This window comes from Pseudomonas sp. CIP-10 (genome assembly GCF_020911845.1).
Classification (GTDB): domain Bacteria; phylum Pseudomonadota; class Gammaproteobacteria; order Pseudomonadales; family Pseudomonadaceae; genus Aquipseudomonas; species Aquipseudomonas alloputida.
The window spans coordinates 4955760-4976542 of the sequence record NZ_CP087160.1; the positions used below are offsets into that span (position 1 = coordinate 4955760).

Consider the following 20783-nt stretch of genomic DNA (forward strand, 5'->3'; position numbering starts at 1 on the left):
CATATGAGCAGCACCTGGCATATTCTCGGCGCCGGTAGCCTTGGCAGTCTGTGGGCCTGCCGGCTGGCACGCGCCGGCAAGGCTGTGCGCCTGATCCTGCGTGACGGGCAACGGCTGCAGGCCTATCAGCAGGCCGGTGGCCTGACCCTGGTCGAGCAGGACCAAACCCGGCGCTACGCCATACCGGCCGAAACGGCGCAAGCGCAAGGCCCGATTCACCGGCTGCTGGTGGCCTGCAAGGCCTATGACGCTGCCCCGGCGATTGCCGGTCTAGCACCTCGGCTGGCCGAGAGCGCCGAAGTGCTGCTGTTGCAGAATGGCCTGGGCAGCCAGGATGAAGTCGCCGACCTGGTGCCGCACGCTCGCTGCATCTTCGCCTCCAGCACCGAAGGCGCCTTCCGCGAGGGGGACTGGCAAGTGCGTTTTGCCGGCCATGGCTTCAACTGGCTAGGCGACCCACGAAGCCCCCTGCTCCCCGCCTGGTTCGATGACCTGCACGAGGCCGGTATCCCCGCTGAGTGGACAGTAGACATACTGACCCGCCTGTGGCGCAAGTTGGCGCTCAATTGCGCCATCAACCCGCTGACCGTACTTCACGATTGCCAGAATGGCGGGCTGCTGGGGCACCTGGGTGAAGTGCAAGCCCTGTGCGTCGAACTGGCCCGACTGCTGCGCCGTTGCGGCCAGCCGCAAGCAGCCGAGGGGCTGGACGAAGAAGTTCAGCGGGTAATCCTCGCCACCGCAGCCAACTACTCTTCCATGTACCAGGACGTGCATGCAGGACGACGCACCGAGTTGCACTACCTGCTCGGCCATGCTTGCCGCGCTGCGGGCCGTCATGGCCTGCAACTGCCGCAGCTGGAACACCTGCTGCAGCGCTTGGTCGAAAACCTGCGCGCGCGTGGTTTGCCCTGCGACTGACGCGGCCCTTCAACCGGATACGGACATTGCCTTGCCCATGACCTTGCGCCAACGCCTGGAAAACCTCCCGGTCGGGCAGAAGCTGCTGGCGGCCCTGCTGGTATTGCTGGTGACCATCTTGCTGATGGCCAACCTCACCTTCATCAGCGCCGCCTACTGGATCACCCAGGAAAGCATGGCGCCCCAGGCCATGCACACCATCGGCCGGCTGGTGGCCAATCCACAGCTTGCAGCCCGCGCCGGCGACACCCCGGACACGGCCCGTGCCCTGCTCAAGGAACTGGACAGTTACACACCGCTGCGCGCCGCCGCCATCTACGGTGGCGATGGCCGAATGCTGGCGCAGTTGCAGCATGGCGAGCCGCTGGCCCTGCCCAAGCGTTTTCGCAACATCGACGGCTGGCGCCTGATGGAGTTTCGCAGCACTCAGTTGATCCGCATCCCCCGCGATGCCAACCCACCGGCACATTTGCTGTTGGTAGCCAGCAGCGAACTGCCCACGGCCTTCTACACCGGCACACTCAGTGCCAGCCTGGGCATCCTGGTGTTCAGTGTCCTGCTATGGATCGTCATCGCCCGGCAGATCAAACGCCTGATCACCCAACCGATCAACCAGCTTGAGGAGCTCAGCCGCCAGGTTACCCGCGAAGAGAGCTACGCCTTGCGCGCCCAACGCGGCAATGATGATGAAATCGGCAGCCTGGCCGAGGCCTTCAACACCATGCTGTCGCGCATCGAGGCCCGCGAGCAGCAGCTCAAGAGCGCCCGCGACGAGTTCCAGAGTGCCTACGACCAGGCTCAGGGCCTTGCCGAAGAAACCCGCCACACTAACCGCAAGCTGGAACTGGAAGTACAGGTACGCAGCAAGATCGAGAAAAAGCTCACCGGTTTCCAGAACTACCTCAACAGCATCATCGACTCGATGCCCTCGGCACTGATTGCCCTCGACGAACAGCTCTACGTGACCCAATGGAACCACGAAGCCACGGTGCTTTCCGGCACGCCACTGGACGAGGCACTTAACCAGCCGGTGTTCATTGCGTTCGAGCCGCTGAAGCCGTTCCTCCCGCAACTGAAGGAAACCGTGGAAAAACATCGAGTGGCGAAGATCGAGCGGGTAACCTGGCCCAAGGGCGACGACCTGCGCCACTACGCCCTGACCTTCTACCCACTGACCGGCGGCGGCGGGCGCGGCGTGGTCATTCGTATCGACGACATCACCCAGCGTCTGTCATTGGAAGAAATGATGGTGCAATCGGAGAAAATGCTCTCGGTCGGGGGTCTGGCTGCCGGCATGGCGCACGAAATCAACAACCCGCTGGGCGCTATCCTGCACAACGTGCAGAACATTCGCCGGCGCCTGTCGTCCGACCTGCCGCGCAACCAGGAACAGGCCGAAGAGCTGGGCATCGACCTGGCCACGATCAACCGCTACCTGGACAGCCGCGAGGTGCCGCAACTGCTCGACGGCATTCAGCAGGCCGGTGCCCGGGCGGCGAAGATCGTCACCCACATGCTCAGCTTCAGCCGCCGCAGCAACCGCCAGCTGGTGCCATGCGAGCTGCCGGCACTGATCGATCAGGCGCTTGAAATTGCCGGCAATGACTTCGATCTGGCCATCGGCTTCGACTTCAAGGGGCAAGCCATCGTGCGCCAGTTCGACCCCGACCTGGGGCCGGTGCCATGCACCGCCAACGAGCTGGAACAAGTACTGCTCAACTTGCTGAAGAACGCAGCCCAGGCCATCCACCAACGCCCGCAACCCAGCGAGCCCGGACGCATCACACTGCGCACCCGGCTAAACCCGCCATGGGCGGAAATCCAGGTCGAAGACAACGGCGTCGGCATGCCCGAGGCAGTGCGCAAGCGCACCTTCGAGCCGTTTTTCACCACCAAGGAAATCGGCCAGGGTACCGGGCTGGGCCTGTCGGTCTCGTACTTCATCATCACCAACAACCACAAGGGGCAGATGGAAGTGCAATCCACGCCAGGCCAAGGCACCTGCTTTACCCTACGCCTGCCCCTCACCCAGCCGGCAGCGGCGGTGCCGGCCAGAACGGAGCAATGACATGGGCTACCGCCTTTCGAAGATCTATACCCGCACCGGCGACAAAGGCGAAACCGGCCTGGGCGACGGCCGTCGGGTGCCCAAGGACCACCCGCGGATCGAAGCGATTGGCGAGGTGGACAGCCTGAACAGCCAGTTGGGGTTGCTGCTGGCGGGGCTCGCCGAGCACGGGCTGAATGAAGTGACCACGGTGCTGGCGCCGTGTCAGCACCGCTTGTTCGACCTGGGTGGCGAGCTGGCGATGCCCAGTTACCAGGCATTGACCCTGGCGGAAGTGGAACGCCTGGAGGCGGCCATCGATGTGTGGAACGAAGAGCTGGGGCCGCTGAAAAACTTCATTCTGCCCAGTGGTTCGGCGCTGGTGGCGCAGGCGCACGTGTGCCGCAGTCTGGCGCGCAGTGCAGAGCGCCGGTGCCAGCAGTTGAACGCCATGGAGCCGCTCGAAGGCGTTGGTTTGGCGTATATCAACCGGCTTTCCGACCTGCTCTTTGTGGCAGCACGGATCATCGGGCGGCGGCAAGGCATTGCAGAAGTGTTGTGGCAGCCCGCCCCCAAACCTGAAGGCTGATACTAAAGGGGGCTGCTTTGCAGCCCCTTGACTCAAACCTCGGGCCAGAACGCCCGGATCCCGGCTACACCCTGTGCCCCGGCTTCCCAGGCCTGCTCGCGCTCACCCGGCCCTACCCCACCCAGCAGGTAAACCGGCTTGTTGAACCCGGCAATCAACCGCTGCGCCTCATCCCATCCCAACGGCACCGCCTCTGGGTGAGTCTGGGTCGCCTGCACTGGCGACAGGGTGACAAAGTCCACGCCCATCTGCTCAGCCAGCGCCAGCTCTTCGGCACTGTGGCAGGATGCCGCCAACCAGCGCTCCTTGGGGAACGGCCGGCCCCTGGCGGCGTACTTGCGCAGCTGCGCGGCCGTCAGGTGCCAACCGGCCGCCGGGAAATCACCCAGCCACTCCAGTGGCCCTTTAAGCATCAACTGCGCCTTGCCCGCACACAGCCCGACCGCATCCACCGCCACGTCGCGGTACTTGGGGTCGTACATGTCCGGGGCACGCAACTGGATCAGGCGAATACCACTGGCCACCGCCTTCTGGATGCCCTTGAGCATTTGCGGCACTTCCAGGCCGTCCGGGGTGATCAGGTACTGGTCCGGCAGGCGCGCAGCGGCGACGATCGGCTTGTTGGCCTCGGGGAATTCGTACTGCGGCAAATCGCGCGGGGCAACCCACTCCAGCGGCTGGCCTTCGGCACCATGGGGTTCGCCAGTGAACGCTTCGACCTCGCGCACGTCCAGCAGCACCTGCTTGTCCGGGTAGTCATGGCTGACCTTGATCAGCGCACGCGAATGGCTTACCTCGATGCCCAGCTCCTCGCGCAACTCGCGGGCAAGCGCCGCTTCGACGCTTTCGCCTTCTTCCACCTTGCCACCGGGGAACTCCCACAAGCCGCCCTGGTGCTGGGTATCGGCACGACGTGCGATCAGAATACGGCCATCAGCGCCGCGAATCACGGCAGCAACTACATGAATCCGTTTCACGCTTCACGCTCCTCCAGGCCTGCCTGTTGCCATGCCTGGAAGGCTGGCCATTGATAAATGGTCTCGATGTAGGCTGCCGCCTCGGCGGGGACTTCTATGCGGTAGGTGCGCAGGCGCACGGCCACCGGGGCAAAGAAGGCATCGGCCAGGCTTGCCTTGCCGAACAGGAACGGGCCGCTGTCCTTGGCCACCAGACGGCATTCGGACCACAGCGCAACGATACGGTCGATGTCGATTTGCACGTCCAGCGGCACGCTGTCCAGCGCCTGGTCGCGCGACAAGTCGAACGGCATGGCGCCGCGCAGGGCAAAGAAGCCGCTATGCATCTGCGCACAGGCCGAACGGGCCTGGGCACGCGCCGCCACATCGGCAGGCCACAGCTGGGCTTCGGGGTGGCGTTCGTTGAGGTATTCGGCAATGGCCAGCGAGTCAGCGATCACACCGTGCTCGCTCTTGAGCAGCGGCACCTTGCCGGTAGAGGAGAAAGCAAGGATGCGCTGGCGGGTATCAGGCTGGTTCAGCTTGATCAGGGTTTCTTCGTAGGGCACGCCAGCCAGCTCGAGGGCCAGGGCGCCACGCAGCGACCAGGAGGAGTACAGCTTGTCGCCGATGATCAGGTGATAGCTCATGGTTCGGCTCCATCAGGTTTGTCTTGCAAAACCCGCAGGCCGCTGCGCGGCCTTTCGCGGGCAAGCCCGCTCCCACAGGGACCGCACCGCTCCTGCAGGCATTGCAACACCTGTGGGAGCGGGCGTGCCCGCGAAGAGGCCTTCGGATCAGTAGATCAGGTACGGTACTCGGCGTTGATCTTCACGTACTCGTGGGACAGGTCGGTCGTCCAGATGGTTTCGCTGCACTGGCCACGGCCCAGTTCGATTCGGATGGTGATCTCTTCCTGGGCCATCACTGCCGAACCCTGCGCTTCGGTATAGCTCGGGCTGCGGCCGCCTTTGCTCGCAATGCAAACGCTGTCCAGGTAAACATCGATCAGGCTCACATCCAGCTCCGGTACACCGGCACGGCCTACGGCAGCGAGGATACGGCCCCAGTTCGGGTCGGAAGCGAACAGCGCGGTCTTGATCAGCGGCGAGTGGGCCACGGCGTAGCCGACGTCCAGACACTCCTGGTGGTTACCACCACCGTTGACTTGCACGGTCACGAACTTGGTCGCGCCTTCGCCGTCACGGACGATGGCCTGGGCCACTTCCATGCACACTTCGAACACGGCCTTTTTCAGCGCTTCGAAGAGCGCGCCGCTGGCTTCAGTCACTTCCGGCAGGTCGGCCTTGCCGGTAGCGATCAACATGCAGCAATCGTTGGTCGAAGTATCACCATCGATCGTGATGCGGTTGAACGACTTGTTGGCGCCGTCCAGCATCAGGTCCTTGAGGACGCTTGGCGCCACCTTGGCGTCGGTGGCGATGTAGCCCAGCATGGTCGCCATGTTCGGGCGGATCATGCCTGCACCCTTGCTGATACCGGTGACGGTAACGGTCACGCCATCGTGCTGGAACTGGCGGCTGGCCCCTTTGGGCAGGGTGTCGGTGGTCATGATGCCGGTAGCGGCCTCAGCCCAGTTGTTCTCCGACAGGTTGTCGAGGGCGGCCTGCAGCGCGCCTTCGATCTTTTCGACCGGCAGCGGCTCGCCAATCACGCCGGTGGAGAACGGCAGTACCGACTCGGCCGGTACGCCAGCCAGTTCGGCCAGCTTGGCGCAGGTGCGCTCGGCGGCGGCCAGGCCTGGCGCGCCGGTGCCAGCATTGGCGTTACCCGTGTTGGTCAGCAGGTAGCGTACGGTGCCCTGTACACGCTGCTTGGACAGGATCACCGGCGCTGCGCAGAAGGCGTTGAGGGTGAACACGCCAGCCACGCTGGAGCCTTCGGCACAGCGCATGACCACCACATCCTTGCGCCCCGGGCGCTTGATACCGGCAGAAGCGATACCGAGTTCAAAACCCGGAACCGGGTGCAGGGTGGGCAAAGGACCAAGACCAACAGCCATTAGAGCGCTCCTAGAAAAAACGATGATGTCGAAAAAGGGGCCGCTTCGCGCCCCATCGCGACACAAGGCCGCCCCCACAAGGATCGCGCCCGTTCATGGACGAGCGCGGTACCTGTGGGAGCGGCCTTGTGTCGCGAAAGGGCCGCAAAGCGGCCCCAGGCTTGTACAACGTAAGGTTCAGATCACTCGATCTGACCATGGCAATGCTTGAACTTCTTGCCCGAACCACACCAGCACGGCTCGTTGCGGCCCAGCTTCTGGTCATTGCGTACTGGCGCCGAGGCTACCGCTACTTCGGCACCCTCCTCGCTCAGTTGCTCACTTTCCAGGCCCGGTGCAGCGGCGTGCTGGAATTGCATGCGACTCGCCAGCTCTTCGGCTTCGCGGCGCAGGCGGGCTTCTTCTTCGGCCGGGTCTTCGCGGCGAACCTGTACGTGCGACAGCACGCGGATGGTGTCGCGCTTGATCGACTCCAACAGCTCCTGGAACAGGCTGAACGACTCGCGCTTGTACTCCTGCTTCGGGTTCTTCTGCGCATAACCACGCAGGTGAATACCGTGACGCAGGTGGTCCATGGTCGACAGGTGGTCTTTCCACAGGTCGTCCAGTACACGCAGCAGAATCTGCTTCTCGAAGGTTCGCAGGGCGTCGAGACCGGCCTGGTCTTCCTTCTCGGTGTAGGCAGTGGTGATCTCGTTCAGCAGCTTCTCGCGCAAGGTCTCTTCGTAGAGGTGATCGTCCTCGTCGAGCCATTGCTGAATCGGCAACTTGATGGCGAAATCGCTGGCCAGCGAAGCCTCCAGGCCGGCTACGTCCCACTGCTCTGGCAGCGACTGCGGCGGAATGTGCTGGCTGATGGTAGCGTCCAGTACTTCCTTGCGGAATTCGACGATGGTGTCGCCAATGTTCTCGGCGGCCAGCAGGCTGTTGCGCATGTGGTAGATCACCTTGCGCTGCTCGTTGGCGACGTCGTCATATTCGAGCAATTGCTTACGAATGTCGAAGTTGCGGCCTTCGACCTTGCGCTGGGCTTTCTCGATAGCGTTGGTGACCATGCGGTGCTCGATGGCCTCGCCCGACTGCATGCCCAGTGCCTTCATGAAGTTCTTCACCCGGTCAGAGGCGAAGATGCGCATCAGGCTGTCTTCCAGCGACAGGTAGAAGCGGCTGGAACCTGGGTCGCCCTGACGACCGGAGCGGCCACGCAGCTGGTTGTCGATACGGCGCGATTCGTGACGCTCGGAAGCGATTACATGCAGGCCACCCGTCTCGATCACTTGCTGGTGACGCTTCTGCCAGTCGGCCTTGATCTGGGCGATCTGCTCGGCTGTCGGGTTTTCCAGGGCAGCCACTTCGGCTTCCCAGTTACCGCCCAGCAGGATGTCGGTACCACGGCCAGCCATGTTGGTGGCGATGGTCAGTGCACCTGGCGCGCCTGCTTGCGCGATGATCTCGGCTTCCTTCTCGTGATACTTGGCATTGAGCACCTTGTGGTCGATCCCTTCCTTTTTCAGGAGGTTGGACATGTGCTCGGAAGTTTCAATGGTCGCGGTACCTACCAGCACCGGGCGGCCCAGCTTCATGCTTTCCTTGATGTCGGCGATGATCGCGGCGTATTTCTCGTCAGCGGTCAGGTACACCAGGTCGTTGTAGTCCTTACGCGCCAGTGGCTTGTTCGGCGGAATGACCATCACGTTCAGGCCGTAGATCGACTGGAACTCGAATGCTTCGGTGTCGGCGGTACCGGTCATGCCGGACAGCTTGGTGTACAGGCGGAAGTAGTTCTGGAAGGTGGTCGAAGCCAGGGTCTGGCTCTCGGCCTGGATGTTCAGGTTCTCTTTGGCCTCGATGGCCTGGTGCAGGCCCTCGGACAGGCGACGGCCCGGCATGGTACGGCCGGTGTGTTCGTCGATCAGCAGAACCTGACCGTCCTGGACGATGTACTCGACGTTGCGGTGGAACAGCTTGTGTGCACGAAGACCGGCGTAGACGTGTGTCAGCAAGCCCAGGTTGTGCGCGGAGTACAGGCTCTCGCCCTCAGCCAGCAGGCCCGCCTGGGCCAGCATCTCTTCGATGAACTGGTGACCGGCTTCGTTCAGCTCCACCTGGCGACTCTTCTCGTCGATGGTGAAGTGGCCTTCCTGGGTGACCTGGCCTTCGACCTCTTCGATGTGCTGGGTGAGGCGCGGGATCAGGCGGTTGATCTCGATGTACAGCTTGGAGCTGTCCTCGGCCTGACCGGAAATGATCAGCGGGGTACGCGCTTCGTCGATGAGGATGGAGTCGACTTCGTCGATCACGGCGAAGTTCAGTTCACGCTGGAACTTCTCGTCCTGGCTGAACGCCATGTTGTCGCGCAGGTAGTCGAACCCGAATTCGTTGTTGGTGCCGTAGGTGATGTCGGCTGCATAGGCGGCGCGCTTTTCTTCCGGCGGCTGGAAGGCCGAGACGATACCGACCGACAGACCGAGGAATTCGTACAGCGGGCGCATCCAGTTGGCGTCACGGCGCGCCAGGTAGTCGTTGACGGTGACCACATGCACGCCCTTGCCGGACAATGCGTTGAGGTAGACGGCCAGGGTACCGACCAAGGTCTTGCCTTCACCGGTGCGCATTTCTGCGATCATACCCTCGTGCAGGGTCATGCCGCCGATCAACTGCACATCGAAATGGCGCATGCCCATTACACGCTTGCCGGCCTCGCGGGCCACGGCGAAGGCTTCGGGCAGCAATTGGTCCAGTGTCTCGCCTTTGGCCAGGCGTTCCTTGAACTCTGCAGTCTTGCCCCGCAGTTGCTCGTCGGAGAGGGCCACCATCTTCTCTTCGAAGGCATTGACGATACTCACCGTCTTGAGCATGCGTTTGACTTCACGCTCGTTCTTGCTTCCAAAAAGTTTTTTTAACAAAGGCGCAAACATATCGGCAGGATCTTCCACACGTAGGGATGGAGGGCGGCCCCATGAGTCGCCCGTGCAGCCCATAGGCCGCATGCGAACGAGCATTCTACCCGGAAACGATGGTGAGGAAAGTGGTGGATTTCCACGATGCTGATACAGCGTTTTGGCAGGGGCCTGTTTTAGATAGGGGCATTTTCACTGAGTTCAAGGCTTGGCAACATGAAAGCTATCGAGAACCAGTCTTGTCTTTGGCTACCTGTGCCGGCCTCTTCGCGGGTGAACCCGCTCCTACAAGATACCGATAACCCAGGCAGGAGCGGGTTCACCCGCGAAGAGGCCGGCACAGGCAACGGAGATGTTAGACTGTGCCCACGTCACCTCACGCGTACCCCCATGGCCTACAAACCCTCCCCCGCCCAGCCACCTTCAGCCCTGCTGCGCCAGGTGCGCCCGCTGCGCCTGCTGCTGAACCAGGCCGAGCGCCTGGAGCACTTGCAGCGCCTGCTGGAAAGCCAGTTGCAACCGGCTGCCCGCGAGCACTGCCATGTGGCGTCCTGGCGCGATGGTACTTTGTTGCTGGTGGTTACCGACGGCCATTGGGCAACCCGCCTGCGCTACCAGCAGAAGCGCTTGTTGGCGGCCCTGCAGGCCATGGAAGCATTCGGCAACCTCAGGCGCATCCTGTACAAGGTACAGCCGCCGCTGGTACCGGCCAAGCGTGGCGGGCATGCGGCCGAGCTTTCGAACAGCGCGGCCGAGAGCCTGCGCGACACCGCCGAGGGCATTACCGACCCCAAACTGCGCGCCGCACTGGAACGGTTGGCTGCCCACGCCCAGGGCAAGCCATAAAAAAGGCCACCCGAAGGTGGCCTTAATGAACTAGAGAGTGTTCGAACTTACACGGCCGCAACAGGGCGCATGTACGAGATCGGTGCCGTGCTGGCATCTTCGAAAGTGACCACTTCCCAGGCATCGGTTTCAGCAATCAGCTTGCGCAACAGCTGGTTGTTCAGCGCGTGGCCGGACTTGAAGCCCTTGAACTCGCCGATCAGGCTGTTGCCCAGCAGGTACAGATCGCCGATGGCGTCGAGGATCTTGTGCTTGACGAATTCGTCTTCGTAACGAAGGCCGTCTTCGTTGAGCACGCCGTCCTCATCGACCACGATGGCGTTCTCGACACTGCCACCCAACGCAAGGTTGTGCTTGCGCAGGTACTCGATGTCACGCATGAAGCCAAAAGTACGCGCGCGGCTGACTTCCTTCACGAACGACGTGCTGGAAAAGTCGACGCTGGCGCTCTGGGTCCGGTTGCGAAGCACCGGGTGATCGAAATCGATCTCGAAGCTCACCTTGAAACCTTCGAAAGGCAGGAACGTGGCGCGCTTGTCGCCCTCTTCCACGGTTACCTCACGCAGGATGCGGATGAACTTCTTGGCTGCGTCCTGTTCTTCCAGGCCGGCAGACTGAATCAGGAATACAAAAGGACCGGCGCTGCCATCCATGATCGGCACTTCCGAGGCGGAGAGCTCGACGTAGGCGTTATCGATGCCCAGGCCCGCCATGGCGGAGAGCAGGTGCTCGACCGTATCGACCTTGACGTCACCGTTGACCAACGTCGTCGACATGGTTGTCTCGCCGACGTTGGCCGCACGCGCAGGGATCTCGACCACAGGGTCGAGGTCGGCGCGGCGGAAGACGATGCCGGTGTCAACAGGTGCAGGCTTGAGGGTCAGGTAAACCTTCTCCCCGGAGTGCAGACCGACACCTGTGGCACGGATGGTATTCTTCAGGGTGCGTTGTTTAATCATGGCATTGGCCGCTTCAGCGCAAATTGCGAACAGGTATCAACAAAGGCTGGGGATGATAACAGACCCAACCTTTGATGAATACCAATCACCTTTATACCCCTGATAAATTCCATTAATCAGCCTGACGACGCAGGAATGCCGGGATATCGAGGTAGTCCAGGTCATCCTGAGGGTTCAGTTTAGCGGCTGCGGCAGCACCTGCATGCGCCTGGTTGCGCATGACGGTCGGGCGCTCCAGGTCACGGTAGTTGACCGCTGGCTGCTCCTGGCGCACCGGCGCAGGATTGGACGCTTCGTACGCCTGCTGGGCAGTCTGCAGGGTATTGTCGACCACCTTCACAGGCTTCTCGATGCGTGCGCCCAGACCAGTGGCCACCACGGTCACGTGCAGTTCGTCACGCATGTCCGGGTCAATCACGGTGCCGACCTTGACCATCGCGTGGTCGGAGGCGAAGGCTTCGATGATGCTACCCACGTCGGAGTACTCACCCAGCGACAGGTCCGGGCCTGCGGTGATGTTCACCAGGATACCGCGGGCGCCCTGCAGGTTGACGTCTTCCAGCAGCGGGTTACGGATAGCTGCCTCGGTGGCTTCACGTGCACGGTTCGGGCCGCTGGCGCAGCCAGTACCCATCATGGCCATGCCCATTTCACCCATCACGGTGCGCACGTCGGCGAAGTCGACGTTGATCATGCCTGGGCGCTTGATGATGTCGGAGATACCGCGTACGGCACCGGCCAGTACATCGTCAGCCTTGGCGAAGGCAGACAGCAGGCTGGCATCCTTGCCCAGGATGGTCAGCAGCTTCTCGTTGGGGATGGTGATCAACGAGTCGACGCTTTCAGCCAGCATGCGGATGCCTTCATCGGCGATCTGCATGCGCTTGCGGCCTTCGAACGGGAACGGACGGGTCACCACTGCAACGGTGAGGATACCCATTTCCTTGGCCACTTCGGCAATGATTGGCGCTGCACCGGTACCGGTACCGCCACCCATGCCGGTGGTGATGAACACCATGTTGGTGCCCTGCAGCACTTCAGCGATGCGCTCACGGTCTTCCAGCGCGGCCTGACGGCCGACTTCCGGATTGGCACCGGCACCCAGGCCCTTGGTCACACCCGTGCCCAATTGCAGGATGGTGCGCGCGCCAATGTTTTTCAGCGCCTGGGCATCGGTGTTGGCGCAGATGAATTCCACGCCTTCGATGCTGCTCTTGACCATGTGATTGACGGCGTTGCCGCCACCACCACCAACGCCGATCACTTTGATGACCGGACTTTGCGGGACGTTGTCTACGAGCTCGAACATTTTCCCTCTCCTTACAGTTCTCTAGTTGTTGCGCCTACCACTACTGCTTTGAAACTTAGAAGTTGCCCTGGACCCACTTCTTGAAGCGTTCAAGCACTGGGGCCTTCGGTTCATCGCCATAGCTGTTGCTGCTGCTGTTGCTGTTACCGGTCAGGGCCAAATCCTCGGACTGCTTCAGCAGGCCGTAGGTGAGCAAGCCCACACCGGTGGAATAGATCGGGTTGCGCACCACGTCGCTCAGCCCCCGAACGCTGTGCGGCACGCCCAGGCGTACCGGCATGTGGAAGATTTCCTCGGCCAGTTCCACGGCGCCTTCCATCTTCGCGGTGCCGCCAGTGAGGACGATGCCGGCGGGCACCAGGTCTTCGTAGCCGCTGCGGCGCAGTTCGGCCTGGATCAGGGTAAAGAGCTCGTCGTAACGTGGCTCCACCACCTCGGCCAGGGCCTGGCGCGACAGCTCGCGCGGTGGGCGATCGCCCACGCTCGGCACCTTGATGGTCTCGCCAGCGCCAGCCAGTTTGGCCAAGGCACAGGCGTAGCGGATCTTGATTTCTTCGGCGTACTGGGTCGGGGTCCGCAGGGCCATGGCGATGTCGTTGGTCACTTGGTCGCCAGCAATCGGGATGACCGCCGTGTGGCGGATGGCGCCCTCGGTGAAGATGGCGATGTCGGTGGTGCCGCCACCGATGTCCACCAGGCACACGCCCAGTTCTTTTTCATCATCGGTCAGCACCGAGTAGGCCGAAGCCAGCTGTTCGAGGATGATGTCGTCGATTTCCAGGCCGCAGCGGCGCACACACTTCTCGATGTTCTGGGCGGCGTTGACGGCGCAAGTGACCACGTGAACCTTGGCTTCCAGACGCACGCCAGACATGCCCAGCGGCTCGCGCACGCCTTCCTGGTTGTCGATCACATAGTCCTGCGGCAAGGTGTGCAGCACGCGCTGGTCGGCCGGAATCGCCACGGCCTGGGCAGCGTCGAGTACGCGCTCCAGGTCGGCCAGGCTGACCTCGCGGTCACGGATGGCAACGATGCCGTGGGAGTTCAGGCTGCGGATGTGATTACCGGCCACACCGACGAACGCCGAGTGGATACGGCAGCCGGCCATCAGCTGCGCCTCTTCCACGGCGCGCTGGATCGACTGCACGGTGGACTCGATGTTCACCACCACGCCTTTTTTCAGGCCACGGGACGGATGGGTGCCGATCCCGACGATTTCCAGGGTGCCGTCTTCGCCCACTTCGCCCACCAGCGCCACCACCTTGGAGGTGCCAATGTCCAGCCCGACGATCATTTTGCCGCTATGCGCGTTTGCCATGGTCCTGCCTCTCTCTAATTCTTCGCAACGGCGGGTTGGGCCGTCGTCGGTGCAATCGGTTCCCGCCAACCAACGGCAAGTCCGTTGGAATAACGCAGATCAATGCGGGCGATAGTGGTGATCTGGTCTTTGAGTGTCTTGTCGTAAATGGCAATGAAACGGCGCATCTTCTCCACCAGATGATCGCGCCCCAGCAGCAACTCGATGCCTGGCCCGGCACTGCTCGCACCGGTGGTCAGGAACCAGCTGCCTCGCTCGCGCAGCTCCAGGCGAGCGATGGAAAAGCCCAAGGGGCGCAGCATCTGGCTCAATACCTGATACTGCTGCATGACTTGTTGCTGAGCACGCTGCGGCCCGGCCAGCTGCGGCAGGTGCTCATAGTTGGCCAGCTCGCGCGGGGTGAAAGCCTGACCCTGGTTGTTGAGCAGGGCTGCGTCCCCCCAGCGTGCCACCGGCAGCTGCTCTTCAAGGCGGATCACCACCTCGTCGGGCCACACCCGGCGCACTTCGGCGTGGGCGATCCACGGCATCTGCTCGAGCTCGGCCCGCATCGCCGGCAGGTCGACGCTGAAGAAGCTCGCCGCCACGTAGGGCGCGATACGCTGCTGCACCGACTGCTGGCTGATGTAGCTGAGGTCGCCCTGCACATCGATCTTGGTGATCGGGCGGTCGGCGTACGGCATCAGGCGAATGGCGCCCTCGTAGGCACCAAAGCCGGCCGCCACCAGCAACACCGGCCACAGCAAGCGCTTGAGGCCGCCCAGGCTTGGCCGGGGCAGGCGCGCCGATACGGGCTCGTCGGCCACCAGCCGGCTGGCACCACGCGGCACCGGCTTGCTACGGCCGGTAACGGGTTGCTGCTGACGTATCATCGCGCCTTGCATGGTTATTAACCTCGCGTCGCCACGCTTTCGGCCAGGATTGCCAGCACCAGTTGCTGGAAGTCCAGGCCAGCCGCGCGGGCCGCCATGGGCACCAGGCTATGATCTGTCATGCCTGGTGCGGTGTTGACTTCGAGCAGCCAGAACTGGCCCTGCTCGTCCTGCATCACGTCCAACCGCCCCCAGCCTTCGATGCCAATGGCATCGCAGGCGCGCGCGGTCAGGTCGATCAGTTCCTGTTCCTTGACGCTATCCAGCCCGCACGGGATGCGGTACTGGGTATCGTTGGCGATGTACTTGGCGTCGTAGTCGTAGAACACGTGCGGCGTACCCAGGGCGATCGGCGGCAGCACCTGGCCGCGCAGTACCGCGATGGTGAACTCCGGACCGTGGATCCACTGCTCCACCAGTACCTGGGAATCGTATTTGGCGGCGTCCTGCCAGGCGGCGACCAGTTCCTGGGCGCTGTTCACCTTGGCCATGCCGATGCTAGAGCCTTCATGGGCGGGTTTGACGATAAGCGGGAAGCCCAGTTCCGTACTGGCCTGCAAACAATCGCTTTCGCTCGCCAGCACCGCGTGGCGTGGCGTGGGAATGCCCAGGCTCTGCCACACCTGCTTGGTGCGCAGCTTGTCCATCGCCAGCGCCGAAGCCAGGATGCCGCTGCCGGTGTAGGGGATGCCCAGGCACTCCAGCAAACCTTGCATGCTCCCGTCTTCACCGCCACGGCCGTGGAGGATGATGAAGGCGCGGTCAATCTTCTCGCTCTGCAGGCGTGCGAGCAGGTCGTCACCGACGTCGATGCCAACCACGTCGACGCCGGCAGTGCTCAGCGCATCGATCACTGCGGCGCCAGATTTCAGCGACACCTCACGCTCGGCGCTCTTGCCACCGTACAGCACGGCGACGCGGCCGAACGCCTTGACGTCCAGGGTCGACTGCAGCTTGTCGTAGGCGCTGGTCATTTCGACTTCTCCTGCTTGGCGCCTGCGAACAGCGGGCTTTTCATCAACTGCGGGGCCAGGCCGCCGACATCACCGGCACCCTGACAGATCAAAATGTCGCCAGCGCGCAGCAGTGGCTTGACCAGCGGTGCCAGCTCGACGCCGCGCTCGATGTAGATCGGGTCCAGCTTGCCGCGCTGGCGGATGCTGTGGCACAGCTGACGGCTGTCGGCACCGGGGATCGGCTCTTCGCCGGCCGGGTAGACCTCCATCAGCAGCAGCACGTTGGCATCGCCCAGCACCTGGACGAAATCGTCGTACAGGTCGCGGGTGCGGCTGTAGCGGTGCGGCTGGTAGACGATCACCAGGCGGCGGCTTGGCCAGCCACCGCGCACAGCCTTGATCACCGCCGCCACTTCGGTGGGGTGATGACCGTAGTCGTCGACCAGCATCACACTGCCGCCTTCGACCGGCAGCTCGCCGTATACCTGGAAGCGACGACCGACACCCTGGAAGCCGGACAGGCCCTGGACGATGGCCTCGTCAGTAATGCCTTCGTCAGTGGCGATGGCGATGGTCGCCAGGGCGTTGAGCACGTTGTGGTTGCCGGGCATGTTCACCGAAACCTCCAACGGCTCGCGATCACGGCGCAGCACGGTGAAGTGGGTCTGCATGCCCTGCTGACGCACATTGATGGCGCGGATGTCGGCCTCTTCGCTGAAGCCGTAGGTCACGGTAGGACGCTTGACCTGCGGCAGGATCTCGCGAACCACCGGGTCGTCCAGGCACATCACCGCCAGCCCATAGAACGGCAGGTTGTGCAGGAACTCGACGAAGGTTTTCTTCAGCTTGTTGAAGTCACCTTCGTAGGTCGCCATGTGGTCGGCGTCGATGTTGGTGACAACCGCGACCATCGGCTGCAGGTGCAGGAAGCTGGCATCGCTTTCGTCTGCTTCAGCGATCAGGTAGCGGCTGGTGCCCAGCTGCGCATTGGTACCGGCAGCGGTAAGACGGCCACCGATAACGAAGGTTGGGTCCAGGCCACCGGCGGCGAACACTGAAGCCAGCAGGCTGGTCGTGGTGGTCTTGCCGTGAGTACCGGCAACGGCCACGCCATGGCGGTAACGCATCAGCTCGGCGAGCATCTCGGCACGCGGCACCACCGGAATGCGCCGCTCCAGTGCGGTGGCAACTTCCGGGTTGGCCGGGTTGATGGCGCTGGACACCACCAACACATCGGCGGTGGCAGCGTTCTCGGCGCGGTGGCCGACGAAGATCTCAGCGCCAAAGGACTCCAGGCGCTCGGTCACCGGCGAGGCTTTAAGGTCCGAACCGGACACTTCATAGCCCAGGTTCAGCAACACTTCGGCAATACCGCACATGCCCACGCCGCCGATGCCGACGAAGTGAATGCGGCGAATACGGCCCATCTTCGGCTGGGGCATGGCTTTCTGGCTCTCAACCATGGGCCACCTCCAGGCAGATATCGACCACGGTGCTGGTTGCAGCAGGTTTGGCCAGGCGCCGTGCGGTGCCAGCCATGACGTTGAGTTTCTCGGGTTGCATCAGCACCTCGTTCAGGCGTTCAGCGAGTTGCGCTGCGCCAGTTGTCGCTTGTGGCATCAGGAAGGCAGCGCCTTCGCGGGCCAGATATTGGGCGTTGTGGGTCTGGTGATCGTCGATCGCGTGGGGCAAAGGCACCAGCATCGAAGGCAGGCCTGCTGCCGCCAGTTCGCTGACAGTCAGGGCACCGGCCCGGCACACCACCAGGTCGGCCCAGCCATAAGCCTGGGCCATGTCGTTGATGAAGGGCTCTACCTGAGCCTCGACGCCCACCTCGTGATAACGCTCGGCGGTGATCGGTGCGTGCTGCTTGCCTGCCTGGTGGAACACCTCTGGCCGCAGCGCCGCGGGCACTTCAGACAGGGCCTTAGGCAACAATTTGTTCAATGGTTCCGCACCCAGGCTGCCACCGAGCACCAACAGGCGTGCGCGGCGCTCGCCCAAGGGCACGCGTTGCGCGTCCATGAAGAGTTCCGGGCGCACCGGGTTGCCGGTGGTGCGACGCTTGTCGCTGGCCTCGAAGGTGTTCGGGAAAGCTTCGCAGACCCGCGCCGAGAGTGGCACCAGCAACCGATTGGCGGTACCGGCCCTGGCGTTCTGCTCATGGATCACCAGTGGCACGCCGCACAGCCGCGCGGCCACGCCGCCGGGGCCGGTCACATAGCCGCCAAAGCCCAAGACACATACGGGCTTGAGCTGGCGAATGATGCGCCGTGCCTGCAGCACGGCCTTGACCAACGTGAAAGGCGCCTTGAGCAACGACAGCTTGCCCTTGCCGCGCAAGCCGCTGACCTGAATCAGATGCAATGGCAAACCCGCCTGTGGCACCAACTCGTTCTCGATGCCACGCGGGGTGCCCAACCAGTGCACGCTGTAACCGCGCTTCTGGAACTCACGGGCGCAGGCCAGCGCCGGGAATACGTGCCCCCCGGTGCCGCCGGCCATGATCAATACATTTTTGCCTTCAGCGGCCATGACTGGTCTCCTCGGCAAAATCGCTTTCGCTGAATTCGTGCTCCTCACTGCCCAGATGCGTGCGGCTCTCCCACTCGATGCGCAGCAACAGGCCTACGCAGGCGCAGCAGATCACCAGCGAGCTCCCCCCGTAACTGAGAAACGGCAGGGTCAGGCCCTTGGTCGGCAGCAGGCCGACGTTCACACCGATGTTGATCAGGAACTGGCCAATCCACAGGAAAGCCAGGCCGAACGCCATGTAGGCGGCAAAGAACTGTTTGGCCTTCTCGGCCCACAGGCCGATGTACAGGGCGCGCACGGTGACGAACACGAACAGCGCGACGGTCAGCAGCGAGCCGACCACGCCCAGTTCTTCCGCCAGGACCGAGAACACGAAGTCGGTGTGCGCTTCAGGCAGGTAGAACTGCTTCTGCACGCTGTTGCCCAGGCCAACGCCCAGCCACTCGCCACGGCCGAAGGCGATCAGTGCCTGGGTCAGCTGGTAGCCGGAGCCGAACTGATCGGCCCAGGGGTCGGTGAACGTAATAAGGCGCGCCATCCGGTAGGGCTGCGCCTGGACCAGGACAAATACCGCCAGCACCGCCAGCACCACCATCAGGCTGAAGCGGAACAGCCCCACCCCACCCAGAAACAACATGGCCGCCGCCGCGCCCATCATGACCACGGTGGCGCCAAAGTCCGGTTCCATCAGCAGCAAGGCGGCCATGGGCAGCAGTACGATGAACGGCTTGAAGAAGCCCATCCAGGTTTCGCGCACCTCGGTCTGTCGGCGTACCAGGTAGCCAGCCAGGTAGATGACCACGAACACCTTGGCGATTTCCGAAGGCTGCACGTTGAAGAAGCTGAAACCGATCCAGCGCATGGAGCCGTTAACCTCACGGCCGATACCCGGCACCAGGACCAGGACCAGCAGGCCGAAGGCGCCAAGCAGCATCATGAAGCCCATGCGCTGCCAGGTGGCGATCGGCACCAGCATGGTTGCACCGCAGGCCACCAGGCCGAGGAACACGTACACCAGGTGGCGGAACATGTGATACAGCGGGTTGCCGGACTGTACAGCAGCCACTTCCGAGGAGGCCGAAGTGATCATCACCAGGCCCAGGCCCAGCAAGGCCAGGCAACCGGCGAGCATCGGGAAGTCCAGGTCGACGCCACGGCCGCTGATCAGCGGCGACGGGTAGGGTTTGAAGATGCCGAAGATCATGCGAGACCTCCCGCTGCCTGGGCGAACAGACGCCCCCGTTCCTCGAAGTTCTTGAACATGTCGAGGCTGGCGCATGCTGGCGACAGCAGCACGGCATCGCCGGCCTGGGCCAGTTCGGCACACTGCTGTACGGCATCGTCAAGCGTCTTGACCCGAACCAGTGGCACGGCATCGCCCAAGGCCTCGGCCAGGCGCTCGGCATCACGGCCGAGCAATACCACGGCGCGGCAGAAACGCTTGACCGGCTCGCGCAGCGCAGTGAATTCAGCACCTTTGCCGTCACCACCGGCGATCAGCACCAACTTGCCTTCGATATCGGCGCCCAGGCCTTCGATGGCGGCCAGGGCAGCACCGACGTTGGTGGCCTTGGAATCGTCGTACCAGTTCACGCCATTACGCTCGCGTACCCACTGGCACCGGTGGGCCAGGCCACCGAACTCGCGCAGGGCCGCGAGCATGGGCTCGAACGGCAGGCCGGCAGCATGCCCCAGGGCCAGCGCCGCCAGGGCGTTGCTCTGGTTGTGAGCACCGCGAACCTTCAGTTCACGCGCCGGCATCAGCGTCTGGAACTCGAACGCCAGGTATTTTTCACCGTCCACTTCACGCAGGCCAAACGCTTTGAAGTCGGGCGAGTTGAGGCCGAAGGTCCAGCATGGTCGGCCTTCCACCGGCAGCGGCCGGCTCAGGGCGTCCTGGCGGTTGACCACCACCTGGCGGGCACCGCGGAAAATCCGGTGCTTGGCCAGGTGGTAGGCCGGAAGGCCGCTATAGCGGTCCATGTGGTCTTCGCTGATGTTCAGAACAGTCGCCACTTCGGCGTTGAGCTGGTCAGTGGTTTCCAGCTGGAAGCTGGAAAGCTCCAGCACGTACAGCTCGATGTCATCGGCCAGCAGGTCGAGCGCCGGGGTACCGAGGTTACCGCCCACGGCCACGCGTTTGCCGGCCTTGGCGGCCATTTCACCGACCAGCGTCGTGACGGTGCTCTTGGCGTTGGAACCGCTGATGGCAATGATCGGCGCCTTGGCATGGCGAGCAAACAGCTCTATGTCGCCAGACAGCTTCACGCCACGCGCGGCCGCCTGCTGCAAGGCCGGCGTGGCCAAGGCCAGACCGGGGCTCACGTACAACTCGTTGGCGCGGCACAGGAAGTCCACGTCCAGTTCACCACAGCGCACTTCCACCTGCGGGTAATCACGGCGCAGGGTTTCCAGTTCCGGCGGTTGCTCGCGGGTATCGGCGACCGCAAAGGCAATGCCCCGGCTCGCCAGGAAGCGAACCAGGGACATGCCGCTCTTGCCGAGGCCGACAACGATGCGGAATTGGTCGGAAGCGATCAAAGACACGCTCA

Annotated in this window: 17 protein-coding genes; 4 read left to right on the plus strand and 13 right to left on the minus strand. The window is 63.1% G+C overall.

Translation table 11 applies throughout. From position 1 onward, the window contains the following. Positions 1-3: 3 nt before the first annotated feature. Genes LMH93_RS22360 through LMH93_RS22370 form a run of 3 tightly spaced genes read left to right on the plus strand, consistent with a single transcriptional unit; the run spans position 4 to position 3557 of the window. Positions 4-921 carry a putative 2-dehydropantoate 2-reductase gene (locus tag LMH93_RS22360; RefSeq protein WP_054888620.1) on the plus strand — a complete coding sequence of 306 codons (918 nt, stop codon included), beginning with the start codon at positions 4-6 and terminating at the stop codon, positions 919-921. Positions 922-958: 37 nt separating this feature from the next. Next, a complete protein-coding gene (locus LMH93_RS22365; protein WP_012053647.1) occupies positions 959-2989 on the plus strand; it encodes a sensor histidine kinase in 2031 nt (676 codons plus the stop codon). A gap of 1 nt (position 2990) precedes the next feature. Next, positions 2991-3557, plus strand: a complete 567-nt coding sequence (locus LMH93_RS22370; RefSeq protein WP_060538702.1) for a cob(I)yrinic acid a,c-diamide adenosyltransferase — start codon at positions 2991-2993, stop codon at positions 3555-3557. Positions 3558-3589: 32 nt separating this feature from the next. Here LMH93_RS22370 and LMH93_RS22375 read toward each other — a convergent pair whose 3' ends face one another. The 4 genes from LMH93_RS22375 to secA form a co-directional block, all read right to left on the minus strand. Next, positions 3590-4534: a Nudix family hydrolase gene (locus LMH93_RS22375; RefSeq protein WP_230064594.1), complete on the minus strand. Its 945-nt coding sequence runs from the start codon at positions 4532-4534 to the stop codon at positions 3590-3592. Further along, positions 4531-5163 carry a glutathione S-transferase family protein gene (locus LMH93_RS22380; protein ID WP_087535442.1) on the minus strand — a complete coding sequence of 211 codons (633 nt, stop codon included), beginning with the start codon at positions 5161-5163 and terminating at the stop codon, positions 4531-4533. Before LMH93_RS22380 ends, LMH93_RS22375 begins: the two co-directional genes overlap by 4 nt. Positions 5164-5318: 155 nt before the next feature. After that, positions 5319-6536 carry a bifunctional glutamate N-acetyltransferase/amino-acid acetyltransferase ArgJ gene (gene argJ, locus LMH93_RS22385; RefSeq protein ID WP_003251879.1) on the minus strand — a complete coding sequence of 406 codons (1218 nt, stop codon included), beginning with the start codon at positions 6534-6536 and terminating at the stop codon, positions 5319-5321. Positions 6537-6718: 182 nt separating this feature from the next. Further along, positions 6719-9454, minus strand: coding sequence for a preprotein translocase subunit SecA (secA, locus tag LMH93_RS22390; RefSeq protein ID WP_003251877.1), 2736 nt, complete (start codon positions 9452-9454; stop codon positions 6719-6721). Positions 9455-9826: 372 nt separating this feature from the next. On the opposite strand from secA, the gene LMH93_RS22395 reads away from it, so the two are divergent. Beyond that, positions 9827-10282, plus strand: coding sequence for a DUF721 domain-containing protein (locus LMH93_RS22395; protein ID WP_003251875.1), 456 nt, complete (start codon positions 9827-9829; stop codon positions 10280-10282). Positions 10283-10329: 47 nt separating this feature from the next. Here the strand turns inward: LMH93_RS22395 and lpxC are convergent, their stop codons facing one another. The 9 genes from lpxC to murD form a co-directional block, all read right to left on the minus strand. Next, entirely contained in the window at positions 10330-11241 is a 912-nt protein-coding gene (gene lpxC, locus LMH93_RS22400) for a UDP-3-O-acyl-N-acetylglucosamine deacetylase (RefSeq protein WP_003251873.1), read from the minus strand. Between the two features lie 112 nt (positions 11242-11353). Next, positions 11354-12550 (minus strand): cell division protein FtsZ, encoded by a 1197-nt coding sequence (gene ftsZ / locus LMH93_RS22405; RefSeq protein ID WP_003251871.1) that lies wholly within the window; start codon positions 12548-12550, stop codon positions 11354-11356. Positions 12551-12605: 55 nt separating this feature from the next. Continuing rightward, positions 12606-13868, minus strand: coding sequence for a cell division protein FtsA (gene ftsA / locus LMH93_RS22410; RefSeq protein WP_003251867.1), 1263 nt, complete (start codon positions 13866-13868; stop codon positions 12606-12608). 14 nt (positions 13869-13882) lie between these two features. Continuing rightward, on the minus strand, positions 13883-14752 hold the full coding sequence (locus tag LMH93_RS22415; protein WP_003251865.1) for a cell division protein FtsQ/DivIB: 870 nt from the start codon (positions 14750-14752) through the stop codon (positions 13883-13885). A 5-nt stretch (positions 14753-14757) separates the two neighbouring features. Further along, positions 14758-15714, minus strand: a complete 957-nt coding sequence (locus LMH93_RS22420; protein WP_003251863.1) for a D-alanine--D-alanine ligase — start codon at positions 15712-15714, stop codon at positions 14758-14760. Next, a complete protein-coding gene (gene murC / locus LMH93_RS22425; RefSeq protein ID WP_003251860.1) occupies positions 15711-17159 on the minus strand; it encodes a UDP-N-acetylmuramate--L-alanine ligase in 1449 nt (482 codons plus the stop codon). The genes LMH93_RS22420 and murC overlap by 4 nt, the downstream gene beginning before the upstream one ends. After that, positions 17152-18231, minus strand: a complete 1080-nt coding sequence (murG, locus tag LMH93_RS22430; RefSeq protein ID WP_003251858.1) for an undecaprenyldiphospho-muramoylpentapeptide beta-N-acetylglucosaminyltransferase — start codon at positions 18229-18231, stop codon at positions 17152-17154. The genes murC and murG overlap by 8 nt, the downstream gene beginning before the upstream one ends. After that, positions 18221-19435, minus strand: a complete 1215-nt coding sequence (ftsW, locus tag LMH93_RS22435; protein ID WP_003251856.1) for a putative lipid II flippase FtsW — start codon at positions 19433-19435, stop codon at positions 18221-18223. Before ftsW ends, murG begins: the two co-directional genes overlap by 11 nt. Beyond that, the gene (murD, locus tag LMH93_RS22440; RefSeq protein WP_003251854.1) at positions 19432-20778 is read right to left on the minus strand and encodes a UDP-N-acetylmuramoyl-L-alanine--D-glutamate ligase; all 1347 of its coding nucleotides are present in this window, start codon (positions 20776-20778) and stop codon (positions 19432-19434) included. Before murD ends, ftsW begins: the two co-directional genes overlap by 4 nt. Positions 20779-20783 lie beyond the last annotated feature (5 nt).

What these genes read in the sequence shown, in the direction of transcription:
- LMH93_RS22360 (WP_054888620.1), top strand. Translation starts at nt 4, where the DNA reads ATGAGCAGCACCTGGCATATTCTCGGCGCCGGTAGCCTTGGCAGTCTG.
- LMH93_RS22365 (WP_012053647.1), top strand. Translation starts at nt 959, where the DNA reads ATGACCTTGCGCCAACGCCTGGAAAACCTCCCGGTCGGGCAGAAGCTG.
- LMH93_RS22370 (WP_060538702.1), top strand. Translation starts at nt 2,991, where the DNA reads ATGGGCTACCGCCTTTCGAAGATCTATACCCGCACCGGCGACAAAGGC.
- LMH93_RS22380 (WP_087535442.1), bottom strand. Translation starts at nt 5,163, where the DNA reads ATGAGCTATCACCTGATCATCGGCGACAAGCTGTACTCCTCCTGGTCG.
- argJ (WP_003251879.1), bottom strand. Translation starts at nt 6,536, where the DNA reads ATGGCTGTTGGTCTTGGTCCTTTGCCCACCCTGCACCCGGTTCCGGGT.
- secA (WP_003251877.1), bottom strand. Translation starts at nt 9,454, where the DNA reads ATGTTTGCGCCTTTGTTAAAAAAACTTTTTGGAAGCAAGAACGAGCGT.
- LMH93_RS22395 (WP_003251875.1), top strand. Translation starts at nt 9,827, where the DNA reads ATGGCCTACAAACCCTCCCCCGCCCAGCCACCTTCAGCCCTGCTGCGC.
- lpxC (WP_003251873.1), bottom strand. Translation starts at nt 11,241, where the DNA reads ATGATTAAACAACGCACCCTGAAGAATACCATCCGTGCCACAGGTGTC.
- ftsZ (WP_003251871.1), bottom strand. Translation starts at nt 12,550, where the DNA reads ATGTTCGAGCTCGTAGACAACGTCCCGCAAAGTCCGGTCATCAAAGTG.
- ftsA (WP_003251867.1), bottom strand. Translation starts at nt 13,868, where the DNA reads ATGGCAAACGCGCATAGCGGCAAAATGATCGTCGGGCTGGACATTGGC.
- LMH93_RS22415 (WP_003251865.1), bottom strand. Translation starts at nt 14,752, where the DNA reads ATGCAAGGCGCGATGATACGTCAGCAGCAACCCGTTACCGGCCGTAGC.
- LMH93_RS22420 (WP_003251863.1), bottom strand. Translation starts at nt 15,714, where the DNA reads ATGACCAGCGCCTACGACAAGCTGCAGTCGACCCTGGACGTCAAGGCG.
- murC (WP_003251860.1), bottom strand. Translation starts at nt 17,159, where the DNA reads ATGGTTGAGAGCCAGAAAGCCATGCCCCAGCCGAAGATGGGCCGTATT.
- murG (WP_003251858.1), bottom strand. Translation starts at nt 18,231, where the DNA reads ATGGCCGCTGAAGGCAAAAATGTATTGATCATGGCCGGCGGCACCGGG.
- ftsW (WP_003251856.1), bottom strand. Translation starts at nt 19,435, where the DNA reads ATGATCTTCGGCATCTTCAAACCCTACCCGTCGCCGCTGATCAGCGGC.